The 21052-nt window shown below is 43.4% G+C and carries 19 protein-coding genes and 1 pseudogene; 2 read left to right on the top strand and 18 right to left on the bottom strand.

The features are described from left to right. Positions 1-61: 61 nt before the first annotated feature. From BI198_RS13525 to BI198_RS13545, 5 genes are all read right to left on the bottom strand, one after another. Entirely contained in the window at positions 62-418 is a 357-nt protein-coding gene (locus tag BI198_RS13525) for an iron chaperone (RefSeq protein ID WP_070050027.1), read from the bottom strand. 185 nt (positions 419-603) lie between these two features. Next, positions 604-1071 carry a hypothetical protein gene (locus BI198_RS13530; protein WP_070050028.1) on the bottom strand — a complete coding sequence of 156 codons (468 nt, stop codon included), beginning with the start codon at positions 1069-1071 and terminating at the stop codon, positions 604-606. Between the two features lie 83 nt (positions 1072-1154). Continuing rightward, positions 1155-1508 (bottom strand): DOPA 4,5-dioxygenase family protein, encoded by a 354-nt coding sequence (locus BI198_RS13535; protein WP_070050029.1) that lies wholly within the window; start codon positions 1506-1508, stop codon positions 1155-1157. Between the two features lie 197 nt (positions 1509-1705). Continuing rightward, positions 1706-1903 carry a hypothetical protein gene (locus tag BI198_RS15965; protein WP_141728885.1) on the bottom strand — a complete coding sequence of 66 codons (198 nt, stop codon included), beginning with the start codon at positions 1901-1903 and terminating at the stop codon, positions 1706-1708. Between the two features lie 47 nt (positions 1904-1950). Then, entirely contained in the window at positions 1951-2205 is a 255-nt protein-coding gene (locus BI198_RS13545; RefSeq protein ID WP_070050031.1) for a hypothetical protein, read from the bottom strand. 431 nt (positions 2206-2636) lie between these two features. Between BI198_RS13545 and BI198_RS13550 the strand changes: the two genes are divergently transcribed. Beyond that, a complete protein-coding gene (locus BI198_RS13550; protein ID WP_070050032.1) occupies positions 2637-3335 on the top strand; it encodes a transposase in 699 nt (232 codons plus the stop codon). A gap of 107 nt (positions 3336-3442) precedes the next feature. Here BI198_RS13550 and BI198_RS13555 read toward each other — a convergent pair whose 3' ends face one another. The 12 genes and pseudogenes from BI198_RS13555 to BI198_RS13620 all read right to left on the bottom strand — a co-directional run bounded on the left by BI198_RS13555 (position 3443) and on the right by BI198_RS13620 (position 18138). Then, a complete protein-coding gene (locus BI198_RS13555; RefSeq protein ID WP_141728886.1) occupies positions 3443-4192 on the bottom strand; it encodes a hypothetical protein in 750 nt (249 codons plus the stop codon). Between the two features lie 230 nt (positions 4193-4422). Beyond that, positions 4423-4908, bottom strand: coding sequence for a hypothetical protein (locus BI198_RS13560; protein WP_070050034.1), 486 nt, complete (start codon positions 4906-4908; stop codon positions 4423-4425). Between the two features lie 798 nt (positions 4909-5706). After that, positions 5707-6686 (bottom strand): annotated as a pseudogene (locus BI198_RS16510) (serine hydrolase domain-containing protein); the annotation flags it as partial. A gap of 29 nt (positions 6687-6715) precedes the next feature. Beyond that, positions 6716-8041, bottom strand: a complete 1326-nt coding sequence (locus tag BI198_RS13575; protein WP_083256629.1) for a serine hydrolase domain-containing protein — start codon at positions 8039-8041, stop codon at positions 6716-6718. A 980-nt stretch (positions 8042-9021) separates the two neighbouring features. Then, a complete protein-coding gene (gene chrA, locus BI198_RS13585) occupies positions 9022-10239 on the bottom strand; it encodes a chromate efflux transporter (RefSeq protein ID WP_070050038.1) in 1218 nt (405 codons plus the stop codon). 94 nt (positions 10240-10333) lie between these two features. Then, positions 10334-10564: a hypothetical protein gene (locus BI198_RS13590; RefSeq protein ID WP_070050039.1), complete on the bottom strand. Its 231-nt coding sequence runs from the start codon at positions 10562-10564 to the stop codon at positions 10334-10336. A 25-nt stretch (positions 10565-10589) separates the two neighbouring features. Continuing rightward, positions 10590-10808: a hypothetical protein gene (locus tag BI198_RS13595; protein WP_070050040.1), complete on the bottom strand. Its 219-nt coding sequence runs from the start codon at positions 10806-10808 to the stop codon at positions 10590-10592. Positions 10809-11274: 466 nt separating this feature from the next. Next, entirely contained in the window at positions 11275-11940 is a 666-nt protein-coding gene (locus BI198_RS13600) for an MAE_28990/MAE_18760 family HEPN-like nuclease (RefSeq protein WP_070050041.1), read from the bottom strand. A 1-nt stretch (position 11941) separates the two neighbouring features. Then, complete coding sequence (locus BI198_RS13605) at positions 11942-12973, bottom strand: DUF262 domain-containing protein (RefSeq protein ID WP_070050042.1); 1032 nt, start codon at positions 12971-12973, stop codon at positions 11942-11944. Positions 12974-13470: 497 nt separating this feature from the next. Next, positions 13471-16092, bottom strand: coding sequence for a methionine synthase (gene metH, locus BI198_RS13610; RefSeq protein ID WP_070050043.1), 2622 nt, complete (start codon positions 16090-16092; stop codon positions 13471-13473). Then, a complete protein-coding gene (locus BI198_RS16435) occupies positions 16092-17174 on the bottom strand; it encodes a homocysteine S-methyltransferase family protein (RefSeq protein WP_070050044.1) in 1083 nt (360 codons plus the stop codon). Before BI198_RS16435 ends, metH begins: the two co-directional genes overlap by 1 nt. Positions 17175-17181: 7 nt before the next feature. Next, positions 17182-18138, bottom strand: coding sequence for a homoserine O-succinyltransferase (locus tag BI198_RS13620; protein WP_070050908.1), 957 nt, complete (start codon positions 18136-18138; stop codon positions 17182-17184). Between the two features lie 201 nt (positions 18139-18339). Here BI198_RS13620 and BI198_RS13625 point away from each other — a divergent pair, with 201 nt between their 5' ends. After that, the gene (locus BI198_RS13625) at positions 18340-19398 is read left to right on the top strand and encodes an FAD:protein FMN transferase (protein ID WP_083256630.1); all 1059 of its coding nucleotides are present in this window, start codon (positions 18340-18342) and stop codon (positions 19396-19398) included. Between the two features lie 75 nt (positions 19399-19473). Here the strand turns inward: BI198_RS13625 and BI198_RS13630 are convergent, their stop codons facing one another. Beyond that, the gene (locus BI198_RS13630; protein WP_070050045.1) at positions 19474-21051 is read right to left on the bottom strand and encodes a general secretion pathway protein GspF; all 1578 of its coding nucleotides are present in this window, start codon (positions 21049-21051) and stop codon (positions 19474-19476) included. Between the last annotated feature and the right edge of the window lies 1 nt (position 21052).

Genomic DNA, 21052 nt, shown 5'->3' on the forward strand with positions numbered 1-21052 from the left:
AGAACCTCAGCTAAACCAACTGCAATAGTCAGTAAAGTGCGAGAGCGAGTAGTTTTCTCGCTTATAATCCAAGGTCTTCTCGCGAGGCAAGACCGAGCTTTTCAACCAGCTCGTCTGGGATAGGTTTACGCAGGGAAAAAGTAACGCCAGTTTTGCTAGCTTTGAGTCCAGAAGCCGCAATATCTTCAGCATGGGCAATAATTGCGCCCTTGCTTACATAGAGGCCACATTGCTTACTAAAAGCCGCATAGCCTGCGATGATCGATTTTCCGAAGCCGAAACCGGGCATATCGTAGGCGATTAACTCCTCCGCGTCAGGAAGGGTTTTAGCAAGTTGCGCCCGAAGTTGCACCAACAGCGGCTGAAACTCTTCCGGGGCCGCAGCGATATAGGCGTCATGGTTTGCAAACTTTGTCATGTCCAATCCTCTCGACAACAAGTTATAAGCTACGGCATCAGTTTATGCGCGCGCAACTTATGAAGACTTAATGGCCTTTTTAGCTTTTACTACTCGCGAGCATGGCTACTCCCCCCAACAAAGCCATACAATTTGCGTTAAAAGGCGAGGTGCAAAGCGAACCAACTGTTTAGCTTTCGTTTGAGTTATTTTAGCCGTTCATTGACTTCTGATAAGCTAAAAACAATGGTTTTGTTGTCCGAAGTTATATTCATTTTTTTATTATCTTTTAAAAAAACCAGTTTATTTGCTTCTTCATGATCAAGAATCCAACCTACAGAATTTTTCTGCACTCTATAAAAATCAATAATATTTTCATCATGGTCAGAATAAGAGAATACCCAGATAGGCTTATCACCTTGTCCGCTAGCAATACCCATACTACTGGTTAGATTAGGGTGCGGAGTAAACCCTAATGCTTGTAATTTACTACTAGCCGTAAATTGAAAATACAGAACAATTATTATAATTGGCACTAAAACAAATATTATGAAAATGATTCCACCCACAGTACCAGGGAGTAGATATCTTTCCTTTTTTATAAAGACTAAGTAATACAATGCCATGGCGAATACTAATATAAAAATAAGCAATGCAATTAATATATTATCCATCTGCTGTACTCAATCGTATAACGCCGCTAACCACAGCAAAATAACTCTCTAACAAGCGCAGCGACTGATGTTGCTTAGCCGTGTTAGGCACTAAACATTGATATATCAAGTTCAACGCTATCTCCAAGCCAATAAGCATAAATAGTATGATCATTTAGATCATTACCAGACAGAGCATGAATCAACACCGTAAGGCCTTTTCTGTTTTGTTCAAGCCAAAGCACCAACTGATCAAAATGCTTAGCGCCAAAAGTAATTTGGCAGCTCCATTTTGGATGAGGCCCTACCATTGCCTGATGGATACGACCCACTTTAAGGTTAAATCGCTCACCTGCCTCTTTACATAACTTTGCAGCAAACTCCAAAGTTTCTTGCTCAAAATAGACATGGGCGTGATAAGCCCTATGAGAATTAACAGGGCGTTTAATCTCTCTCATTACTTCTCCTATATTGCTTAACCCTTGCTAACTGCCGCGTAGCCGCTGGCGCAGCATCCCTGTGACCGAGGGAAACTAAATTAATCAACTTGGTAGAAGCGGCAATCTTATCGTGCTCAAACCCTAGCATATATATACTGCCTGCCATAGATGAGTGTGGATGCTTGAAAATATTCTTTCGCCAATAGCCCAAATTTTTACGATATCCCGGCTGCAGCTCGTGCGCGAGTTCGAACATCCGCAGCATGAGCCAGCCCTTGCTTATATCGATCTTCAGCAGCGGATACTTCCTCACCATCGCCATTAGCGGCTAATATAGCTTGCGATAATACTTGATACAGAGCGGCTAAATGGGCTTGGTAAGCTTCTTCGATTGTCTTTTCTACTTGGTCCATTTTATTCTCTCATTCAGGTGGACAAATAAATAACAATAAGTGAATCCTTAGACTTCTAAGGGTGCCAACGGGACTTCCCAGCTTTCTCTAAAAAGCATATCAATTAGTATTTCTGTTAAAAGAATGTACGACTGCAAAGTATCCTTTTTGTCTTGAAATTCGAAACTTGATCCAGCGATTTTAAAACTAGCAACTGAACCAAACAAAGCTCTGATTTCCCGTCGAAATATAAATACAATTACGCCGAACACCAAAAGCCAAAACAGCGAGCTCATTAATTGAAGTAATACAACATCAGTCATTGAAGTCTCCTATCGGTACTTTCCTATTTACCTAACGCCGCCATAAACAGCGCGATTTTCAGCATCTGTTTATGACCTTATTAAGGGTGTTGGCACTTAAAAAGCACTACTCGAAATGAACTGGCGTAACGGCGTGGTAATGAAAGGAAAGATATAAAAGGTGTTGCTGATGAATGTTACTAGTAAGCGTTCTTGCCACATGCGCATTAACAAAACGTAGTTCATGGTTAATTTTTTAGCAAGGAGTGACAGAATTTTGTGGCGTCGTCCAGTATTGACAAATAGTTGTAGTAGTATTGCGAAGTTGACTCCGAGAAGGCTCATATGTGTTATGTATTTATGACTACTCAGCAACTTTAGCATAATAATTGGGGTCAGATGAAAATTTAATAGGCTATGCTTAACCTAATCTGAGATGGTAAGGCAGCATTATGGCAAGACTTCCCCGAGTGCATTTAGCGGGCGTACCAGAGCATATTATTCAGCGCGGCAACAACCGTCAGGTATGTTTTGCGACTGACGATGATTTTGCAGCTTATGCCCATTGGCTGAAGGAATATTCGGAGGCCTTTGGGGTGCAAATTCATGCTTGGGTAATGATGACCAATCATGCGCATATACTTTGCACAGCGTCTGACAATAGCGGTATTAGCCTAATGATGCAAAGCATTGGCAGGCAATATGTGCGGTATTTTAACCGAGCTTACCAGCGTAGTGGCACCTTGTGGGAAGGACGTTTTAAGTCGTGTCTGGTGCAGCAGGCCCATTACGTAATGGCTGTGTATCGCTATATCGAATTGAACCCGGTACGGGCAGGTATGGTTGAGTCACCTTTTGAGTATCCTTGGTCGAGCTATGCCATAAACGCTCAAGGCGTGCAATCTGCGTTGTGTCAGCCACATGCCTGTTATTTAGCATTGGCAGATACAGCGGCTGAACGGCAGCAAGCGTACCGGGATTTATTTAAGATTGAAGTCAGTGCAGCCATGCTTGCTGATATTCGCAGTACGATAAAAAGCGGCATGGCGTTGGGAAATGATCGCTTTAAACAAGAAATAGAAGCATTAACCGGTCGGCGCCAGCATAAAGAGCAACCGGGTCGACCAAAGTCTAAGCAGAAACAGAATTAATTTTTATCTGACCCCAATTTTTCAACTTTACAATTTTAGATGTTTAAAAGGCCGCCATTAGTACCGATTTTCGGTCGGCTATACAGTATGTGACTCACTACTATTAATTAAACCCAGTAACTCACATGGCGTGACCAACGAAAGCGCGCTTTTTGCATGTGGGTTAATGTAGTCCCCGTTGGTGCTTCTGCGGATGGTGTCATTAGATTGTTGGCTCCGCTCGTTTGGGTCAGATCGCAGGCATGGCCAATTTCGTGAGCAAGCGTCTTTGCCGCTGTTCCGGTTTCAGGCGCTATCAATCCTCTGTCGTCTGAAATAGTTACGTAACTTGTCAACGGCCCAAGCGAACACCCCCGCGAATTTCCGTCGGCCACAGAATTAACGATAAATGCCGTGATCGGTGAACCCCAACCGGTTTGGCTGCGGAAAAACATGACGGCGCTGTTCATCCTAAAAAAATCACCCGCAACTCCAAAATCATCAGCCCATGCGGCTGTCCCGCAACTTGCATCCAATACCTCGGGCGGCGACACCACCGACAGTGTTTCAATAAACTCGTCATCAACTGGAACTAATTTGACGTTCAACTCACGTTTTAGAATATCTTTTGTAAAGTCAATGCAGTCCTGTACCTCTTGCTGTATCGTCAAAGACTTAGAATCAATTTCGCGCAGTATCACCACTTTTAGATACAATGTCTTTTCAGGGCGAATTCCAAGCAAACCCAGCCCAAAATCAAAGCTCCCAGTTAACCAATGAATAAACGAACCAAAACCAGCAAAAATTTGCCCTAAGCCACCAGCAACGGCAAGCCCCAACTTTTTCAATCCATTCCCTATTGATGAAAGAATACTCATCCGCCCTACTCCTTTTATTAGGATAATTAGCATATTTTTGTTAATCAACATAACGCTTACCCACCCCGGCGCATTTGTAGTGACCACAGATAGTGAGCATTGCAAACGAGTTGACGGTGTTTTTATACGATTGTTGTATAACAGATTAATTTCTAACCCGAGCAGAAGAGCCGTTTTACTATTACTACGAGAAGACTCATATGTGTTAGGCTTTTTTGACTGGATATGCTCTAAGGCATAATCTCTATGCCCAAACACTCAGCCAACTCCTCAAGGTCATCTTTGGCTTTGGCAATTGCCTCTTGCATTGCATTTGCATCGCCAGCTTTAGCCGCACTTTTTGCATCCTGTAAATGCTTATTAACTTCGTCATCTTTTTTATGACAATTTTTATGCCGATCCTCCATCCTTGTCCAGCTACGCAATACAAAATTGTATCGGGTAAAAAAATCGTTCACTAATTCAATCAATCGGTCACGACGTCCTTTTTCAATAACATCTTTAACTAACCTTACTAATTCTGCTAATAAACCTGGGTCAATAGCCATGTTGATATCCTCTTTCAGGATGATATTTGTGATACCCATAATCGACTGCGTCTCAGTGCATAAACCGAGCCGTCCCATAGAACGCTTGATGTTAAGGTCATAGTCGGTATTCTCACCTAGAGCATATCTAGCAATTCTTTCAATAAACATAGATTTACTCTCATTCATTCAAGCATACTCCAACAAAATAAATAGCCCATTGCCTCCATAAACAGCGCGATTTTCAGCATCTGTTTTATGACCTTATTAAGGGTGTTGGCACTTAAAAAGCACTACTCGAAATTAACTGGCGTAACGGCGTGGTAATGAAAGGAAAGATATAAAAGGTGTTGCTGATGAATGTTACTAGTAAGCGTTCTTGCCACATGCGCATTAACAAAACGTAGTTCATGGTTAATTTTTTAGCAAGGCGTGACAGAATTTTGTGGCGTCGTCCAGTATTGACAAATAGTTGTAGTAGTATTGCGAAGTTGACTCCGAGAAGGCTCATATATGTTATGTATTTATGACTACTCAGCAACTTTAGCATCGCTATGCTTATTTCATAACGCCAATAAATCTGAGCAATTTCTAATCTTTTTGTTTTTTAGCGATATGTTCACCAACACTAAGGACAATCCGTAACATATGATCTAGGTTTTTCTGAATACTGTTGTTGGCCCAATTCGCCATGAATACCACAGCAAATTTATTCTTATAGTCGACAAAGATATACTGGCCAAAAGATCCGGCGGTGTACATTAAGTTGGCATCCTGAATCATCCAAACTTGGTTTTTGTACTCCTCTTCCATACCTAATATTTTGTACGAAGTTGAGTGTCCTGTGAAAGGGGTGTCGAATGTGGATTGAAAGTAGCTTTCAGGTATTATTCTTTTCCCTTTAAAGACTCCACGCTCTAGCATCATCTGACCAAAGCGCGCTGCATCTCGCAGAGTGATTGTTACCAACAATGCAAAACTGATCCNGTGATGGCTAAACCCCAGCTGGCACCTGCGTGGCCGTCTTCGTCTACGGCAATTGCAGCATCATAACGTGCCTGTAAAGGAAGCCAAAACGTCTCTTCAATAAGTTGCGCATACGGTTTTTCTGTTACACGCTCGGCTATCATCGCTAGCACTTGAGTATTCATATCAACGTAAGTAAACTCAGTCCCAGGTGCGAATACGGGTTTTTGAAATTGACGAATAAAAGCAAGCGTTGAGCGCTGAGTAACGCCCAAAACCTTTGGCTTCAATCCCATGTAAACCTCACTCAAATAACCTAAATCGCCCGCTTTGTTGTAACTACCAAAATCTGGGAATCCGACTTGCATATCAAGCATATGCTGTAATGTCGAACCGTCGAAAACCCCCGCATTCAAGTCCGGTAAATATTCTTTAACATTAGCTGTCAAATCCAATTTCCCTTCACTTGCCAACTTATAGATCAACATGCCGGTAAAGGTTTTCGAAGAAGATTGTAGCAGTTGTATGTTTTGCTTTTGCATACCCTGTCCGTAGGTTTCGAAAGCCAGCTTCCCGCCATGCATGATGGCAAAGCCTTTCATCTGAATCCCCTTCAGTGCTTCCTCTAGTGTGACAATTTGCTCCTGAGCAAGCGTGATTTTAAGTGAGCGAAGGTCCAGGGGATCGTTACTATTTTCCTCCAATGCCAACGCTTCTCTATCAGCATAAATTATAGCCATGCTGACAAATTCAGTTGGATGGTGACTGGCATAGCGACTATACGGCCAATGTTGCCAATTCAGGAGATTAATATCAGCGCGTTCAAACGGCATATCAAAAGGATTATCAAGCACAACATCTAGCTTATTGAATGGCTTATTATCGGCAGATTCTTCTGCAGTAACGGAAACGCTTATGATCGTTAGCAAAAACATCAAGGCACAAACATGTATCTGCGAAAACCGGCGACTATTAGTCCCTTTGAGTGAAGTATTCGGCATTTTTGAGTTCCTTGAAGTGAAATCGATAGCTATCTACGCACTGCATCGGGCAGTATCCCGGTGCGCAAGGCTTGCTCAGCCGCCCAATATTCACCACGTAAATCATATCCGGTAAAGACTATAATGAGGTCCAGTTCGGGAATGACTGTGAGGCGCTGGCCACCAAAACCCGTCGCGGCAATAGCCCTTGGTCTGGCAGTGTTACTGTTTGGCAGCCACCACTGATAGCCATATACTCTATTGTCATCATCGTCATTCGGAGCTGTATCGACGACGTGCGGGGATGTTGATTGGCGGATCCAGTTCTCACTGACCACCCTGTCACCAGCCCACATTCCCTGGTGTAAAACCAGCAGCCCAATTCGTGCCAGATCATGGGCCGAAAGGTACAAGCCGCCCATACTGTCTATCTCGCCATCGGGTGTAGCTTTCCAATAATAATTCTCGATTCCGATTGGATCAAACAGGCGTTCTTCGGTCCATTTATCCAGCCTTTGCCCTGTCGCGGTGCCAATGATTTTGCCCAAAAGAACGCTTGCGCCGTCATTATATTCAAAAGATGTGCCCGGTTCGGTATCCATTGGGTGGTCAAGAATAAACTGTACCCACTCCTCGGCATTCTCAAGACTGACCGTGCTGGTCTTAGGGTCCTGAAAACTACCGTCAGGCTCCCATTCGATGCCGCTTCGCATTGTTAGCAAATCTTCGACCGTCATCGCAGCTCTCCTCGGGTCTGATCTGTCGAACTCATAGGCGGCAAAGAAAGGGAGGACGGGAGCAGAAACCCCCTTGATATATCCGTTGTCAATCGCGATCCCGAGCGCGAGGGAGGTTACGCTTTTTGATACGGATTGCAGTGTGTGAAGTTCTGAACCCTTGTAATATGGATGATAGTCGACATTTTCGTAATCATATTTGGGATCACGTCTGTTTAAGCCAATTCGCTCTTCCGGGCGAACTTTAGCAGCGACAGCCTCATAGTTTCGTGTAAATCGCTCATCTACCACCACGCGGCCATTGCGGATGAGGAGAAAATGATCGACCATTCCGTATTTGCCGGATTTGATTTCCTCGACAAATCGAGTGATAGGAAGCACAGCGATGCCTTCCGCTTCAAGTGATGAAGTCTGCCACTCCTCGCCCGGCCAAGAGTGAGAGCTGGAGTCTTCTTCAAGTGAAGTCTCGTGCTGTACACATCCAGTACTGAGCAGGATTAGAGCGCAAACAGCCGCAGCAAGACTCGTCGAACTTTTTCGCGCCTCAAACCAGATAGATTTCCGAGCATCCGACACAGAAGTCGAACTAGTATTGCCGAGTGTCAGTTTGAGTGTGAAAATTTGCCAAGGTTTGTTCATATTGCATGTCCTCTGGCCACTAACCGCCATACATTCAGTAAGAGAGATCGTCCGCTTCCAGAACTTGAAGAACTACGAGCTAGAAAGATGTTCCGATGCCGCCAAACACCGCCATAAACAGAACGATTTTCAACTTCTCAAAATTAACTGGCGTAACGGCGTGGTAATGGAAGGAAATATATAAAAGGTGTTATTGGCAAAAATTACTAGTCGGAGCCTTTGCCACATACGCATTAACAAAACGTAGTTCATGGTTCATTGCTTAGCAAGAAGTAATTCCTCTTGCGACCAAGATCTATTTTTTCTTAGTTTTACGATCAGTTCTGCATTAGTTTTCATTTTATATTCATAACCAGGTTGTGGAGATACACAGCATCACATACGTTCTCAAAAACATTTACGAATATCATACGACAGGAACCTGAATTCTCTACGACAGATATACGACAGAGGTGTTCTATTTGGACTTCCCTGCTTTCGTCGTTTGTTTTGCAAAAAACGGCCGGCTTGAAGAATCAGGTTTGATGCATTTGTTAGCTATGTATTTCAACAACCTCGGCCTCCTTGAAGTGAATCTGCGCACTTTGAAATACTTGCATTGTAAATTTAGTGTTTGGGACAGATATATCAATTGCGTTACCGCTTTTATTGAACAGCGTAACGATATTCGAAGCCAATTGAATTTTGCTTATAGACGATACTGGGATGACAAGAGGCTGACCTTTGTTAACATTTAGCTTTGTCGGGTTTTTATAAACTAAAACATTTTCCCCGCTATTTTCAAAAACGCGATCAGGCAGAAAAATTAATGGCCTAACTACGAAAGTTAGAAGAACCATTATGACGGCCAACACGACTGAAAATATCAAGAGATCCAAAATACACTCCGTAGTAGCTAACGCCCACGTTCAGGGGCGTCTGTGGAGCGCAGCGGAGCAGGCGTCCCGCTCAACGATTTGTTAGCCGTCAACTGCACGGACTCAAGGAAAAAGCCATAATTGCGAGACGCTGGCGATGACACACCATAGCACCGCAATAAGCGGAGATACTCGCCACACAACAAGCATACCGAACGCGACCACCACAATAGCCAGATCTGCCGAGCTGGTTATGCCAGATGTGAAGATGGGGTTGTAAAGGGCGGCTACTAACAGACCAACAACTGCCGCATTAGCCCCGGCAATGGCTCTGCCCGCCGTCGAATGGCGTGAAACAGCACCCCAGAACGGAAGAACGCCAGCGACCAAAAGGAACCCCGGCAGAAAAATGAAGACCAACGCCGTAGCTGCCATAAGGTACGTATTTTCCAAAGGTGACAATATCGCGCCGAGATAGGCTGAAAAAGCAAACATGGGCCCGGGAATTGCCTGAGATGCACCGTAGCCAGACAAAAACTGCTCTGGAGCGACCCAGCCAGTCGAAACGATAGAGTCTTGAAGCAAGGGAAGGACTACATGACCGCCGCCGAATACCAATGCACCCGTTCGATAGAACGCCTCCGCAACAGATGCGAAATCCGGCCTCCCCGTTGCAATGAGCGGTAAGCCAAACAGCAGACCCACAAAAAGGATAAGCAGCATCCCGCCGACTCGTGGACCGTAGAAAATTTGGAACCCGCTATCATTTTCTGGTGCCTTTATCTCTCGTATAAAATACGCGCCAATAACAGCAGCCACTATAACGACAGCAAGCTGGGCAAAAGCAGAAGACACCAGCAATAACGTCGCCGCTGACAACACAGCAATAGTTCTTCTTAGCGCATCGGAGCACAACTTCTTGGACATGCCTAAAACGGCATCAGCGACCACCGCGCAAGCTACAAGCTTTAAACCATGCACTGCAGCGTCTCCCATGGCGCCATTAAGTAACGGCATAGCGGCAGCGAAGGCTACAAGCAGAAGCACCGACGGAAGGGTAAAAGCGACAAAGGCAGCAAGCGCACCGAGCCAACCTGCGCGAAGCAGTCCGAGAGTAAAACCCAATTGACTACTAGCTGGGCCGGGTAGGAATTGGCAGAGTGCTAGCAATTGCCCGAACTGCTCATCACTCAGCCAACGACGACGCTCAATAATTTCCGCCCTGAAGTAACCCAGATGTGCGATTGGCCCACCGAAAGACGTTAGGCCGAGCTTTAAGAACGCGAAGAATACTTCTGCGGGACTGCCGCATGGCGATTTCATTTTTGTAGTTTCAATCATGAGACACAGCTTCTTTTTACGGCTAACGCTTTGCTCACTGGAAAATTAGGAGCGTAGCGAGTAATTTTTCCAAGTGCAGCGCTTTGTTATACATTTACTTTGGATCTTCTTTAAAATACCTTTTGACTTTTTTTAAAATGAAAATGTAAAAAATGGCTACTGTAATGATATAAATTAAAAGAGCGGATATCATAGCAATTTGGCTTTCAATATAACCTGCAATAAGAAACATACCGTAAATAGCAAGCGCCCAGTAAATAAAACCTAGAATCTCATCGATTAATGTAAGTTTCGATAAGTAATAGGTCCATTTTTTTGGAGTCATAATTAGTCTCTCATAAATTACTAAATTAATTCAGTTTATACTTTATTTTTATTGTATTTTTAAATTGTGCATTGTTTCTTTCAGCAGTTGAAATGGCTTGGACGTACTTCTCTAGAGGCTTTTCCAGTAAAAAGTAGAGTAGTTGCAGATCACCATTTCCCTGCAAAATGACGTAAAGCTTAGGGCTTTTATTTCTAAGACGCATTGCGGCATGAGAAGAGCGCTGCATAAGTCCCTGCATCATAAGTAAGCCTATAGGAGCACCTATTCCTGTAGCCGATGCTCCAGCTGAGACTCCTAGGCGTTTTGCTATTTTTTTAGTTTTACGTTAACTAACAAAGCAACTTTAATGGATTAGCTAGCTTATTTGGGATAGGTGTGGGGTAACTACGCCACTAATTGACTATAGTTTTTAAGCTTTACGATGTTATGAATGAAACAACTGGCTTTAAGCCCGTCGCCTTGAATAGTGCCAGCAACAGGTTAACCGATGAATGTCTGGTGCCCCTGCTGTCAGCAAGGATGCAGAAATCAGCAGGCACTCACTGAGAGTGAGATAAGTGAGCCCTGTGTTTGTTGCAGGCTATCGCCTGGCAACCATGATGACAGATGAAGCAGAGTATCTTGCTGATGGATAACTAACTGGCCGCTAACGCGGCCAGAAGAGCGGCTTTACCTATTGACTCCGAGAAGGCTCATATGTGTTAGCACTATGCTGCTCCAGAGTATTTGTAATCTTTTGACGTAGAGATACTTTCAAAACCAGATACGATATGGAAGCAAAGTGATTCGACATCAGCCACTCTTTGATTAAGAGTTCCTGCAGTATAACGCCCACCTATAGTCGAGGCTTTTTCCCTACCGTGAGCAATAGCATTCCTGTGCTCCTTAATTTCCTTCAAAACCCAAGTATTGACCGTTTCAGGAATAGCATTACCACTAATATGGAAAATATCCCAAATATCTTCAATTTGTTTTTGGGATATATTAATGCCGTCAGTTGGAAAAACGGAATCATCAATTATTGCAGGTTCATCAGAGAACAAGGCATCAAAGAATTCTTTTTTCTTATTCCATATGTTTTTTTTACTGCTACCTAGGAGTGAATTAAATTTATTATCTAATACAGTACATAATAAATATTTCTTATACTCCATCGGTTTGAGTTGCTCTTGCTTTAATATTTCCAAAAATCGAGATACAACATTAGTTATAGTGTATTCAATAGATGAATAAAGAGATATGAAAAGGAAACCCTTTTGTATTTTCAATAACTCAGAACTTTGTTCTGATACTTCTAATGAAGCAATATGGCTTATTAGTTCTTTTGATTGATTCACTCGATCAGTAATTTCCAATTCTACAGCTTGATACATACTACCGAAACCTATCGAAGCAGTAACCGATTCTAGCATTAAGTCGTGGTCTTGAATTAGTTGCACCCGATGTTAGTTTGGTTAAATCCTGATCGTCAATCCAAGTACTAACATTTTTCCCTGAAATATCATGACCAGCCTCAATAGCATCTGCAGCACCAATTGTAATAGCCTCGAAAAGATTATAAGGAGTAGTACTTCGATTTCCCCTTTTAATTCCATCAGGTAGCTCTTCTGCTAATGCTTCAAATGTTTTTTCGAAAATAGTACGATTTTTTTTATAGTTAAAGGAAGTGGTTGCCTCAGACATAAATTCATTTAAAAAACCAACAACACTGTGATCAAAACGGTCTCGATTGTTTTTATAAGCAAAAAACTTGAGTATCAATTCATTCTTACTGCCATCATTGCTTTTAGCAGCAGGTAAATTTACCACTTGGTTGAAATGTTCATTTTCAGCAAGTTCATTAAGAAAATCGTTAAACTGCCCTCTAAATACGCAAGCTCTAATTTCTTGATCGGTTAGTTTTATTCCGCCAGTATTTAAGCGTTCAAAAAGGTCAAAGCGTACTTTTAAATCACTTTTATCACTTAAAGTAGTTACTTTTAATGGTCTTAATGAAAACTTTAGTTTTAATGTCTGTGGTAAATCCTTGTAGGATGCACCATTGAATTCAGTTAGTACTTCTAGATTTTTTAATACTAAAGCTTTATCAAAACCAAATTTTTCTAATTGCTCTTCATTTCCAACAAAATGTATTAATGAGTTTAACCGTTGAACACCATCGATTAACTCCCAAGAGCCATCTTTATTGGCAGCCATAAATAAGCTTGGAACTGGAATTCCCAATAATACTGATTCAATTAATCGTGATTGATTGTCAATAGGCCATCTAAATTGCCTTTGATATTCAGGGGCAATATCAATAATACCTTCTTCCGACATTGAAACTAATTCTTTTACAGATATATCAAACGAATCAAAATCAACTTTTCGAGTTTCTTTGTCGAGTTGATTTACGTAATTTTTCATAGATGTCCCTAAAACTTTGAATTATACACGATAGTTATATCAATAGTGCTAACGCTTATTGGGCGGAACAATCCGGATTTAAACACGGGCTTTTCCGCTTTTGTAAATTTAATGCATTGAACATTACTTCACGTCTCTTTAATTTACAATAGGTTAATAATACAAAGTGATTTTTTTGTTATAAAATACGGAAAAACCCTTCTAACAAGGCAATATTAACACTCCCAACTACACTGTTTATTTAAACAGTTAACTTTAGGGGTAGGCTATGCCTGTATCATCACCCTTCTTACAATATATTGCTGAAGAAATGCATAATTACTGGAAGTATTAACTAAAATAGAAGTTAAACAGCTTTTAGTGATGATTGAACCGCAATATTTGCTATTGGCGCAATAGTTATACGGTAGTGGCTTGCGGTTAATGGAGGCAATGCGGCTGCGGGCTAATGGCGTTATTAGCCCGTTAAGTCAGTTAAAATGCTTTTAAAACCGTTATTAACGCAAATTAGGCCCGAGCCAGGTTTCTGCTTGTTGCTGATCCCAGCCTTTTTTGCTGGCGTATTGCTGTAGTTGATCTTGGTCTATTTTGCTTACAGCAAAGTATTTGGTTTCTGGGTGACCAAAATACCAGCCGCTGACGGCGGCGCCGGGCCACATGGCGTAGCTTTCGGTTAGTTGAATACCTATTTGCGCTTCTACATCTAATAACTGCCACAAGGTGGCTTTTTCAGTATGCTCCGGACAGGCTGGGTAACCGGGTGCGGGGCGAATACCCTGGTATTGCTCGCGAATAAGTTGCTCGTTATCTAGCTGTTCATCGGCGGCATAGCCCCAATATTGGCGTCTGACTTGTAAGTGCAAATATTCAGCTAAAGCTTCGGCGAGTCTATCGGCTAAGGCTTTCACTAAAATACTGTTGTAATCATCATGCTCGGCGACAAATTTGGCCGCCAGTTCATCGGCACCAAAACCGGTGCTAACGGCAAACGCGCCCATGTAATCGGCAATGCCACTATTAACCGGGGCTATAAAATCGGCTAAACAGCAATTAGGCGCTTTATTACGCAACTGCATTTGTTGGCGTAAATTAAACAACCTGCAACGCTCATGCTGCCGCGTATCATCAGTATAAATAATAATATCTTCGCCATCGCTATTGGCCGGGAATAAACCAAAAATGGCTTTACCGGCAACCTGTTGCTGATTAATCATTAAATCTAGCATGTCGTTGGCGTCTTTAAACAGTTTGCGGGCTTCTATGCCAACTTCGGCATGATTTAAAATTGCCGGGTATTTACCCGATAACTGCCAGGTAATAAAAAACGGGGTCCAATCGATATAAGGCCGTAACGTGTTTAAATCGATATCGTTAAACACTTGCACGCCTAATTGCTTTGGTTTTGCCGCCACTAAGTCTAAATTAAGCACAAACTTATTGGCTTGAGCATCGGCAAAAGACAGAATTTTTTCACCCGGCCGACTGCGAGCATGCTGCTCACGCACGACGTCATATTCTTGATTAATCCGCTCTAAATATACCGGTTTATGTGTGGCTGAAATAAGCTGCTGCACTACAGACACGCTGCGCGAAGCATTAGGCACATACACGACGCCATGTGGATAATGCGGTTGAATTTTTACCGCGGTATGAGTTTTAGAGGTGGTGGCACCGCCAATTAATAATGGTAACTCAAAGCCTAGCCGCTGCATTTCTTTGGCAACATGAACCATTTCGTCTAGCGACGGCGTAATTAAGCCCGATAAGCCAATAATATCGACGTTTTCATCTTTAGCGACTTGCAGTAATTTGGCGCACGGCACCATAACGCCTAAATCTATTACCTCAAAGTTATTACATTGCAGTACTACGCCAACAATATTCTTACCAATGTCGTGCACGTCGCCTTTTACGGTGGCTAATAACACTTTACCTTGCGCTCTACTGCCGGACTTTTCTAGCTCGATATAAGGTTGTAAATAGGCCACCGCTTTTTTCATTACTCGGGCCGACTTTACCACTTGCGGTAAAAACATTTTGCCGGCGCCAAATAAGTCGCCCACCACGTTCATGCCGTCCATTAACGGACCTTCAATCACATGCAACGGCCGCTCGGCTTCTAGTCTGGCTTGTTCGGTGTCTATTTCAATAAAGTCGGTAATGCCTTTAACTAAGGCGTGCTCTAAGCGTTTATTGACCGGCAAACTGCGCCAAGCATCATCTACTTTTTCAGCTACACTGCCATCGCCTTTAAACTGCGCAGCAATCTCTAATAAGCGCTCGGTGGCATCATCACGCCGGTTTAAAATAACGTCTTCTACTCGCTCGCGTAATAATTCAGGAATATCGTCATACACACCCAGTTGGCCAGCGTTTACTATGCCCATGTCCATACCCGCTGCTATGGCATGATATAAAAATACTGAGTGAATGGCCTCGCGCACTGCATCGTTACCGCGAAACGAGAACGACACGTTAGACACACCGCCAGATATTTTGGCGTGCGGGCATAAGCGTTTTATTTCGCTGGTGGCCTGAATAAAATCGACGGCATAGTTGTTATGCTCTTCAATACCGGTAGCCACAGCAAAAATATTAGGGTCAAAAATAATGTCTTGCGGTGGAAAGCCTACTTGTTCGGTTAATACTTTATAAGCCCGCTGACAAATTTCCACTTTACGTGCTTTGGTGTCGGCTTGGCCGGTTTCGTCAAAGGCCATTACAATAACCGCTGCGCCATAACGGCGTAGCAGTTTGGCTTGCTGAATAAACTGCTCTTCCCCTTCTTTTAGCGAAATAGAGTTCACTACTGCTTTGCCTTGAATACACTTTAATGCGGCTTCGATAACTTCCCATTTTGACGAGTCGACCATTATAGGCACCCGAGAAATATCCGGCTCTGATGCCAATAGCATTAAAAATCGTACCATGGCTGCTTTACTGTCCAACATGCCTTCGTCCATGTTGATATCAATAATTTGGGCGCCGTTTTCAACTTGCTGGCGAGCAACATCTAGGGCGGTTTCAAAGTCGCCGTTTAAAATCAGTTTTTTAAACCGTGCCGATCCGGTGACATTAGTTCGCTCGCCTATATTGATAAATCGTGCTTGCTGTTTCATTACCACTCCACGGAAAAGGCTTCAAGGCCAGCTAAATGAAAAGTATGATCAGCCGTTTTTGGCTGCCGCGGAGGATAATGCTGTATGGCTTCATAAATGGCTTTAATATGCTCAGGCGTGGTGCCACAACAACCACCGACGATATTCACAAAGCCCTGCTTGGCCCAGTCGGCAATTTCAGCTGCCATTTCAGCAGCGTCTAAATCATACTCACCAAAAGCATTAGGTAAGCCGGCATTAGGGTGCACTGAGGTAAAGGCGGTTGAAACTTTAGATAAGGTTTCGACATAAGGCCTTAATAAATCTGGGCCTAAAGCGCAATTTAAGCCAAAACTGACCGGCTCAACATGGGCTAATGAATGATAAAACGCTTCGGTAGTTTGGCCAGATAACGTACGGCCTGAGGCATCGGTAATGGTGCCAGAAATCATCACTGGTAAGGCGTAACCTATCTGCTCAAATACTTGTAAGACGGCAAAGGCCGCCGCTTTAGCATTAAGGGTGTCGAAAATGGTTTCGAGCATGATTATATCAGCACCACCTTCGATAAGCGCCAGTGTCGATTCGCTATACGCCTCAACTAACTGATCAAAGCTAACATTACGAAAACCCGGATCATTTACCCTTGGCGATAATGAGGCTGTGCGGTTAGTTGGCCCTAACACACCGGCCACATAACGCGGTTTATCTGGCTGCTGGGCGGTTATTTCATCGCAGACTTGCCGAGCAATAGCGGCTGCTTGTTGATTAATGCGCGGCGACAAATCTTGCATTTGATAATCTAACATCGCAATAGAGGTGGCATTAAAACTATTGGTTTCAATAATATCTGCGCCAGCCAATAAATATTGGCGATGAATATCGGCAATAAGCTCAGGTTGGCTTAACACTAATAAATCGTTATTACCTTTAACATCACAAGGCCAATCGGCAAATTCACTGCCACGATAATCGGCTTCTTGTAATTGATGTTGCTGGATCATGGTGCCCATAGCGCCATCTAGAATCATAATCCGTTGAGCTAATTGTTGCCGAAATTGCTCTGGTGTTAAACGCTGTTTTGAAGCTAGTACTTGGCTCATATTGGACTCATTTATTGACTGAGGCTAAATTAACTGAAGCTAAAGGCTGACCAATTTGGCTTAAATCAAACGGTGTCGCTTGATACACATAATAATTAAGCCAGTTGCTAAATAATAAAAAGGCATGGCTTTGCCATAATTTTAGCGGTGGCTGGGTAGCATCATCATTAGGGTAATAATTTTCTGGCAGCACACTATCAATGCCCGCGGCAATATCTCGCTGGTACTCATCATCTAAACTATTTACATCATATTCTGGATGGCCAGTAACAAAGACCCGACTGCCACTGGTATTTTGTAGCAAGTAAGCCCCCGTTGCATTGGCTGCGGCCAAAATATGTAAATCAGGATGTTGCTGGTATTTTTGCTCGGCCACTTGGGCATAACGGGAGTGCGGCACTAAAAAAGCATCATCAAAGCCGCGAACTAAGGGCGATAAGGGTTGTTTAACTTGCTGCCAATACACACCAGATAGTTTTTCGCCGCGGATGTCGCGCTGCAAATCATAATATTGATACAAAGCAGCATGGGCTGACCAGCATAAAAATAAAGTAGAGGTTACATGGCTATCGGCCCAGTCTAAAATATCAGCAAATTGCTGCCAATAGGTAACTTCTTCATAATCCACTAAACCTAACGGTGCGCCCGTAATAATAAGACCGTCATAATTTTTATGCTGCACTGCAGAAAAGTAGTGATAAAAACAATTTAAATGATTTTCTGAGGTGTTTTTACTAACATGATCGTCTAAACGTAATAGCTCGACATCAAGCTGTAACGGGCTATTAGCCAGTAACCGTAACAATTGAATTTCGGTTGCAATTTTATTGGGCATTAAATTCAAAATAGCAATTTTTAGCGGCCGAATATCCTGCTGAGCGGCACGGCTTTCTGTCATTACAAAAACGTTTTCGGCTAACAGGGCCTCAACAGCTGGTAGCTGATCGACAACTTTAATAGGCATAGCTAACACTCAATAGGCTGGGATTAATATCTAATAGCCCTACTGTGCAAAAACAGCAAGCAGATGTCAACATCTAAACGTTTAGATGGCTAAATTAACATTTAATAAAAGTTTAGCAACCCCTCAAGCCAATTGTGCTAAGCCACTAGCTCTGTAACAATGTACTTCCACACGATCATTAGTATTTAATAGCAGGCCAGCATGGCAAAGTATCTGATCTTTATTATTAGTTTATTTTCAGCCTCAGCTGTTTATACGCAAACAGTTGCGCAAACCGTTGCACAAACAAATGCCCAGCCTGTAGCTCAGCTTGCAACCAAACCTGCGGCGCACTCTGTTGTACCAGCCCAAGCACAGTGGCATCGCTTAGCGTTTGAGACCATGGGTACAGCGGCTTACGTGGAATTATGGAGTAAAGATCCGGCATCAGCTGATGCGCTGATTAAGCAAGTACAAGCCGAGTTTGAACGTATTAACCAGTTAATGAGCCCTTATATTGCTAGCAGCGAGCTAAGTATATTAAACGCTAAGGCTAGCAGCGAAAGTATTAGCGTGTCGCCTGAGTTATTTCAGTTACTGCAACGCGCGGCAGAAATTTCTACTGTGACTAAAGGCGCTTTTGATATTACTTTTGCTTCGGTGGGTTTTTATTATGATTATCGCCAGCATAAAAAGCCTGATGCCAGCCAATTACAGCAAGCTAAACAGTTAATTAATTATAACAGTGTGCTATTAACCGCCCCTAATCAGGTGCGTTATGCCAAGCAAGGCGTAAAAGTAGATTTAGGCGGCATCGCTAAAGGCTATGCGGTCGAACAAGCTATTCAGCTATTGGCTAAGGCAGGCGTTAAACATGCGTTAGTGACTGCGGGCGGGGATACCCGTTTGTTAGGTGACAAACTGGGATTTCCTTGGCTGGTGGCGATTAAACATCCGCGACAAGAAGATCGCTATGCTGCCCAGCTACCGTTAATAGACACTGCTATTAGTACTTCGGGTGATTATGAGCGTTATTTTATTGAAGATGGCGTGCGTTATCATCATATTATCGATCCCAGTACTGGCAAAAGCAGCACCGGCTTGCTTAGCGTTAGCGTGATTGGCGCCGATACTACTTATACCGATGCCCTATCTACTAGCTTGTTTGTTTTGGGGTTACAACAAGGCATGCAGCTAATTGAAACCCTAGCCGATTATGAAGCTATTTTTATTGATGAAAATAAAAACATGCACTTTTCTAGCGGCTTAGCCCAAGACTAAGCTCAATACCACACCTCAAGATTGGGCCGCTAGAAAATAAGCTATACCGCTCGATATTGGCTTTGTTGCTAACCTTTATACGATGGGCGCAAAAGCGGTTAATCTATCCATGCTAGCGGCATTACCTAAACCATGAAACGGCGCTACGCTGCTTAACTGGCTTTGCTCGCCATGTAAGGCCATATAATTTAGTAACACGGTCTGGACAAGTAAATTAACGTTATTGGCCGCCATAGAAGATCCGGTTTCTACCGAGCCATCTGGGCGCATAAAGCCAATTTGTTGATGCTTGGCTTGCTCTGCCGCATTGCCTCCGAGTAAAGTGGGTCGGCCTTGTGGATTGTAAACCAAGATAAAAGACGCGGCAGTAGACGAGTTATCGCCAGTCCATTCGCCTTTACCCCGACCAAATTCCGACTCGTCTATTCGGCCATTACTGGCGACCGAGCCATCACTGTAGATATACATCATAAGCGGTTTATTGGCCCGAGCTGCATATTCTAAACACGCACCAATACAACGGCCTGCACGTAAATCGCGTAATTCACCGGTACCACGCTCACCAGTATGATAATCAAAGCCACCCATGGTAATAGATCCTGCGCCAGCAAAACCATTTACCACCAATTTCATAACGGAGGCGGTCTTTCTAAATTCAGCATCGCTATTAAATTCATCTGCGCTAAATATACCTGCGGCACCAACAATATCGGGATCCGCTGCCGGATCTAAGGTTGCGGGGTTACCAAAGCGGTCGGCCAAATCGGCACTTTTAACATAGCCACAACGCACTAAGTCTTTTATCACCGCATCTTTAGTAATTTTAGTGTTTACTTGGCTAAGCTTACTGTCGCTAATACGCTGAATAGATTCCATTACGGCAACGGCATCATCTTGACTCAGCAAACCAAATAAATCACCGACATCTACTAAGCCGGTGACATCGCTTGGCCGGTCGATCTTAGTCGGTCTAAATTCAGGGTTATTAAAGGCTAGCGGTGCCATTGAATTAGCACCCGAGTCGGAACTGCGCGAGCCAATAAGCGGCATTAACGAGCCACTGGCTCCAGCTTTAGCGATAGCATACATAGGGTTATGTGGGTTATTACTGGTATCGTTTTCAGAGCGGCTTGGTAACACTGCACCATTGGTCATGGCCTGCGTTGCCATACTGGTGCGCTCTAATATGCCTTGTAACATGGCCGAGTCGCTATGAAAGGCTAAGCCTAATTGCTGATTAATAAAACCACCGGCTGGATCGGCGGCATTCACCGCACCCGGTACCATGTCGGCTGGAATACCTAATTTGCTATAACCTTGAGTGGATAAAAAATCGTGTTGACCTCCTGCCCCACCAATTAACACGTTAGAGCCGGCAATACTGGCTCCCCCGGCTAAGTCAAAACAGATAAAGGGTATTTTGCCTGCGCCTTCTACATTAATACCGCATTGCCGTTTTAATAACTCTAAATCAGGCGCCAGCTCAGCAAATGCATTAGATGGATTAGCAAACATACTCATGACTGAGCCTGTCGTCAGTATAGCGGCACCATAACTTAAGCCGGTGGCAATAAAATCGCGGCGTGTTACTGGCTTGCTGTGACAATTATGCAGTAACGGACTGTCTGGATGTAATGCTTTAGGTTGTTTCATT

This window comes from Rheinheimera salexigens, from assembly GCF_001752395.1.
GTDB classification, from domain to species: Bacteria; Pseudomonadota; Gammaproteobacteria; order Enterobacterales; family Alteromonadaceae; genus Alishewanella; species Alishewanella salexigens.

Excerpts from the sequence above, each read along its gene's own strand:
- BI198_RS13525 (WP_070050027.1), bottom strand. The coding sequence starts at position 418 with ATGACAAAGTTTGCAAACCATGACGCCTATATCGCTGCGGCCCCGGAA.
- BI198_RS13530 (WP_070050028.1), bottom strand. The coding sequence starts at position 1,071 with ATGGATAATATATTAATTGCATTGCTTATTTTTATATTAGTATTCGCC.
- BI198_RS13535 (WP_070050029.1), bottom strand. The coding sequence starts at position 1,508 with ATGAGAGAGATTAAACGCCCTGTTAATTCTCATAGGGCTTATCACGCC.
- BI198_RS15965 (WP_141728885.1), bottom strand. The coding sequence starts at position 1,903 with ATGGACCAAGTAGAAAAGACAATCGAAGAAGCTTACCAAGCCCATTTA.
- BI198_RS13545 (WP_070050031.1), bottom strand. The coding sequence starts at position 2,205 with ATGACTGATGTTGTATTACTTCAATTAATGAGCTCGCTGTTTTGGCTT.
- BI198_RS13550 (WP_070050032.1), top strand. The coding sequence starts at position 2,637 with ATGGCAAGACTTCCCCGAGTGCATTTAGCGGGCGTACCAGAGCATATT.
- BI198_RS13555 (WP_141728886.1), bottom strand. The coding sequence starts at position 4,192 with ATGAGTATTCTTTCATCAATAGGGAATGGATTGAAAAAGTTGGGGCTT.
- BI198_RS13560 (WP_070050034.1), bottom strand. The coding sequence starts at position 4,908 with ATGAATGAGAGTAAATCTATGTTTATTGAAAGAATTGCTAGATATGCT.
- BI198_RS13575 (WP_083256629.1), bottom strand. The coding sequence starts at position 8,041 with ATGAACAAACCTTGGCAAATTTTCACACTCAAACTGACACTCGGCAAT.
- chrA (WP_070050038.1), bottom strand. The coding sequence starts at position 10,239 with ATGATTGAAACTACAAAAATGAAATCGCCATGCGGCAGTCCCGCAGAA.
- BI198_RS13590 (WP_070050039.1), bottom strand. The coding sequence starts at position 10,564 with ATGACTCCAAAAAAATGGACCTATTACTTATCGAAACTTACATTAATC.
- BI198_RS13595 (WP_070050040.1), bottom strand. The coding sequence starts at position 10,808 with ATGATGCAGGGACTTATGCAGCGCTCTTCTCATGCCGCAATGCGTCTT.
- BI198_RS13600 (WP_070050041.1), bottom strand. The coding sequence starts at position 11,940 with ATGTATCAAGCTGTAGAATTGGAAATTACTGATCGAGTGAATCAATCA.
- BI198_RS13605 (WP_070050042.1), bottom strand. The coding sequence starts at position 12,973 with ATGAAAAATTACGTAAATCAACTCGACAAAGAAACTCGAAAAGTTGAT.
- metH (WP_070050043.1), bottom strand. The coding sequence starts at position 16,092 with ATGAAACAGCAAGCACGATTTATCAATATAGGCGAGCGAACTAATGTC.
- BI198_RS16435 (WP_070050044.1), bottom strand. The coding sequence starts at position 17,174 with ATGAGCCAAGTACTAGCTTCAAAACAGCGTTTAACACCAGAGCAATTT.
- BI198_RS13620 (WP_070050908.1), bottom strand. The coding sequence starts at position 18,138 with ATGCCTATTAAAGTTGTCGATCAGCTACCAGCTGTTGAGGCCCTGTTA.
- BI198_RS13625 (WP_083256630.1), top strand. The coding sequence starts at position 18,340 with ATGGCAAAGTATCTGATCTTTATTATTAGTTTATTTTCAGCCTCAGCT.
- BI198_RS13630 (WP_070050045.1), bottom strand. The coding sequence starts at position 21,051 with ATGAAACAACCTAAAGCATTACATCCAGACAGTCCGTTACTGCATAAT.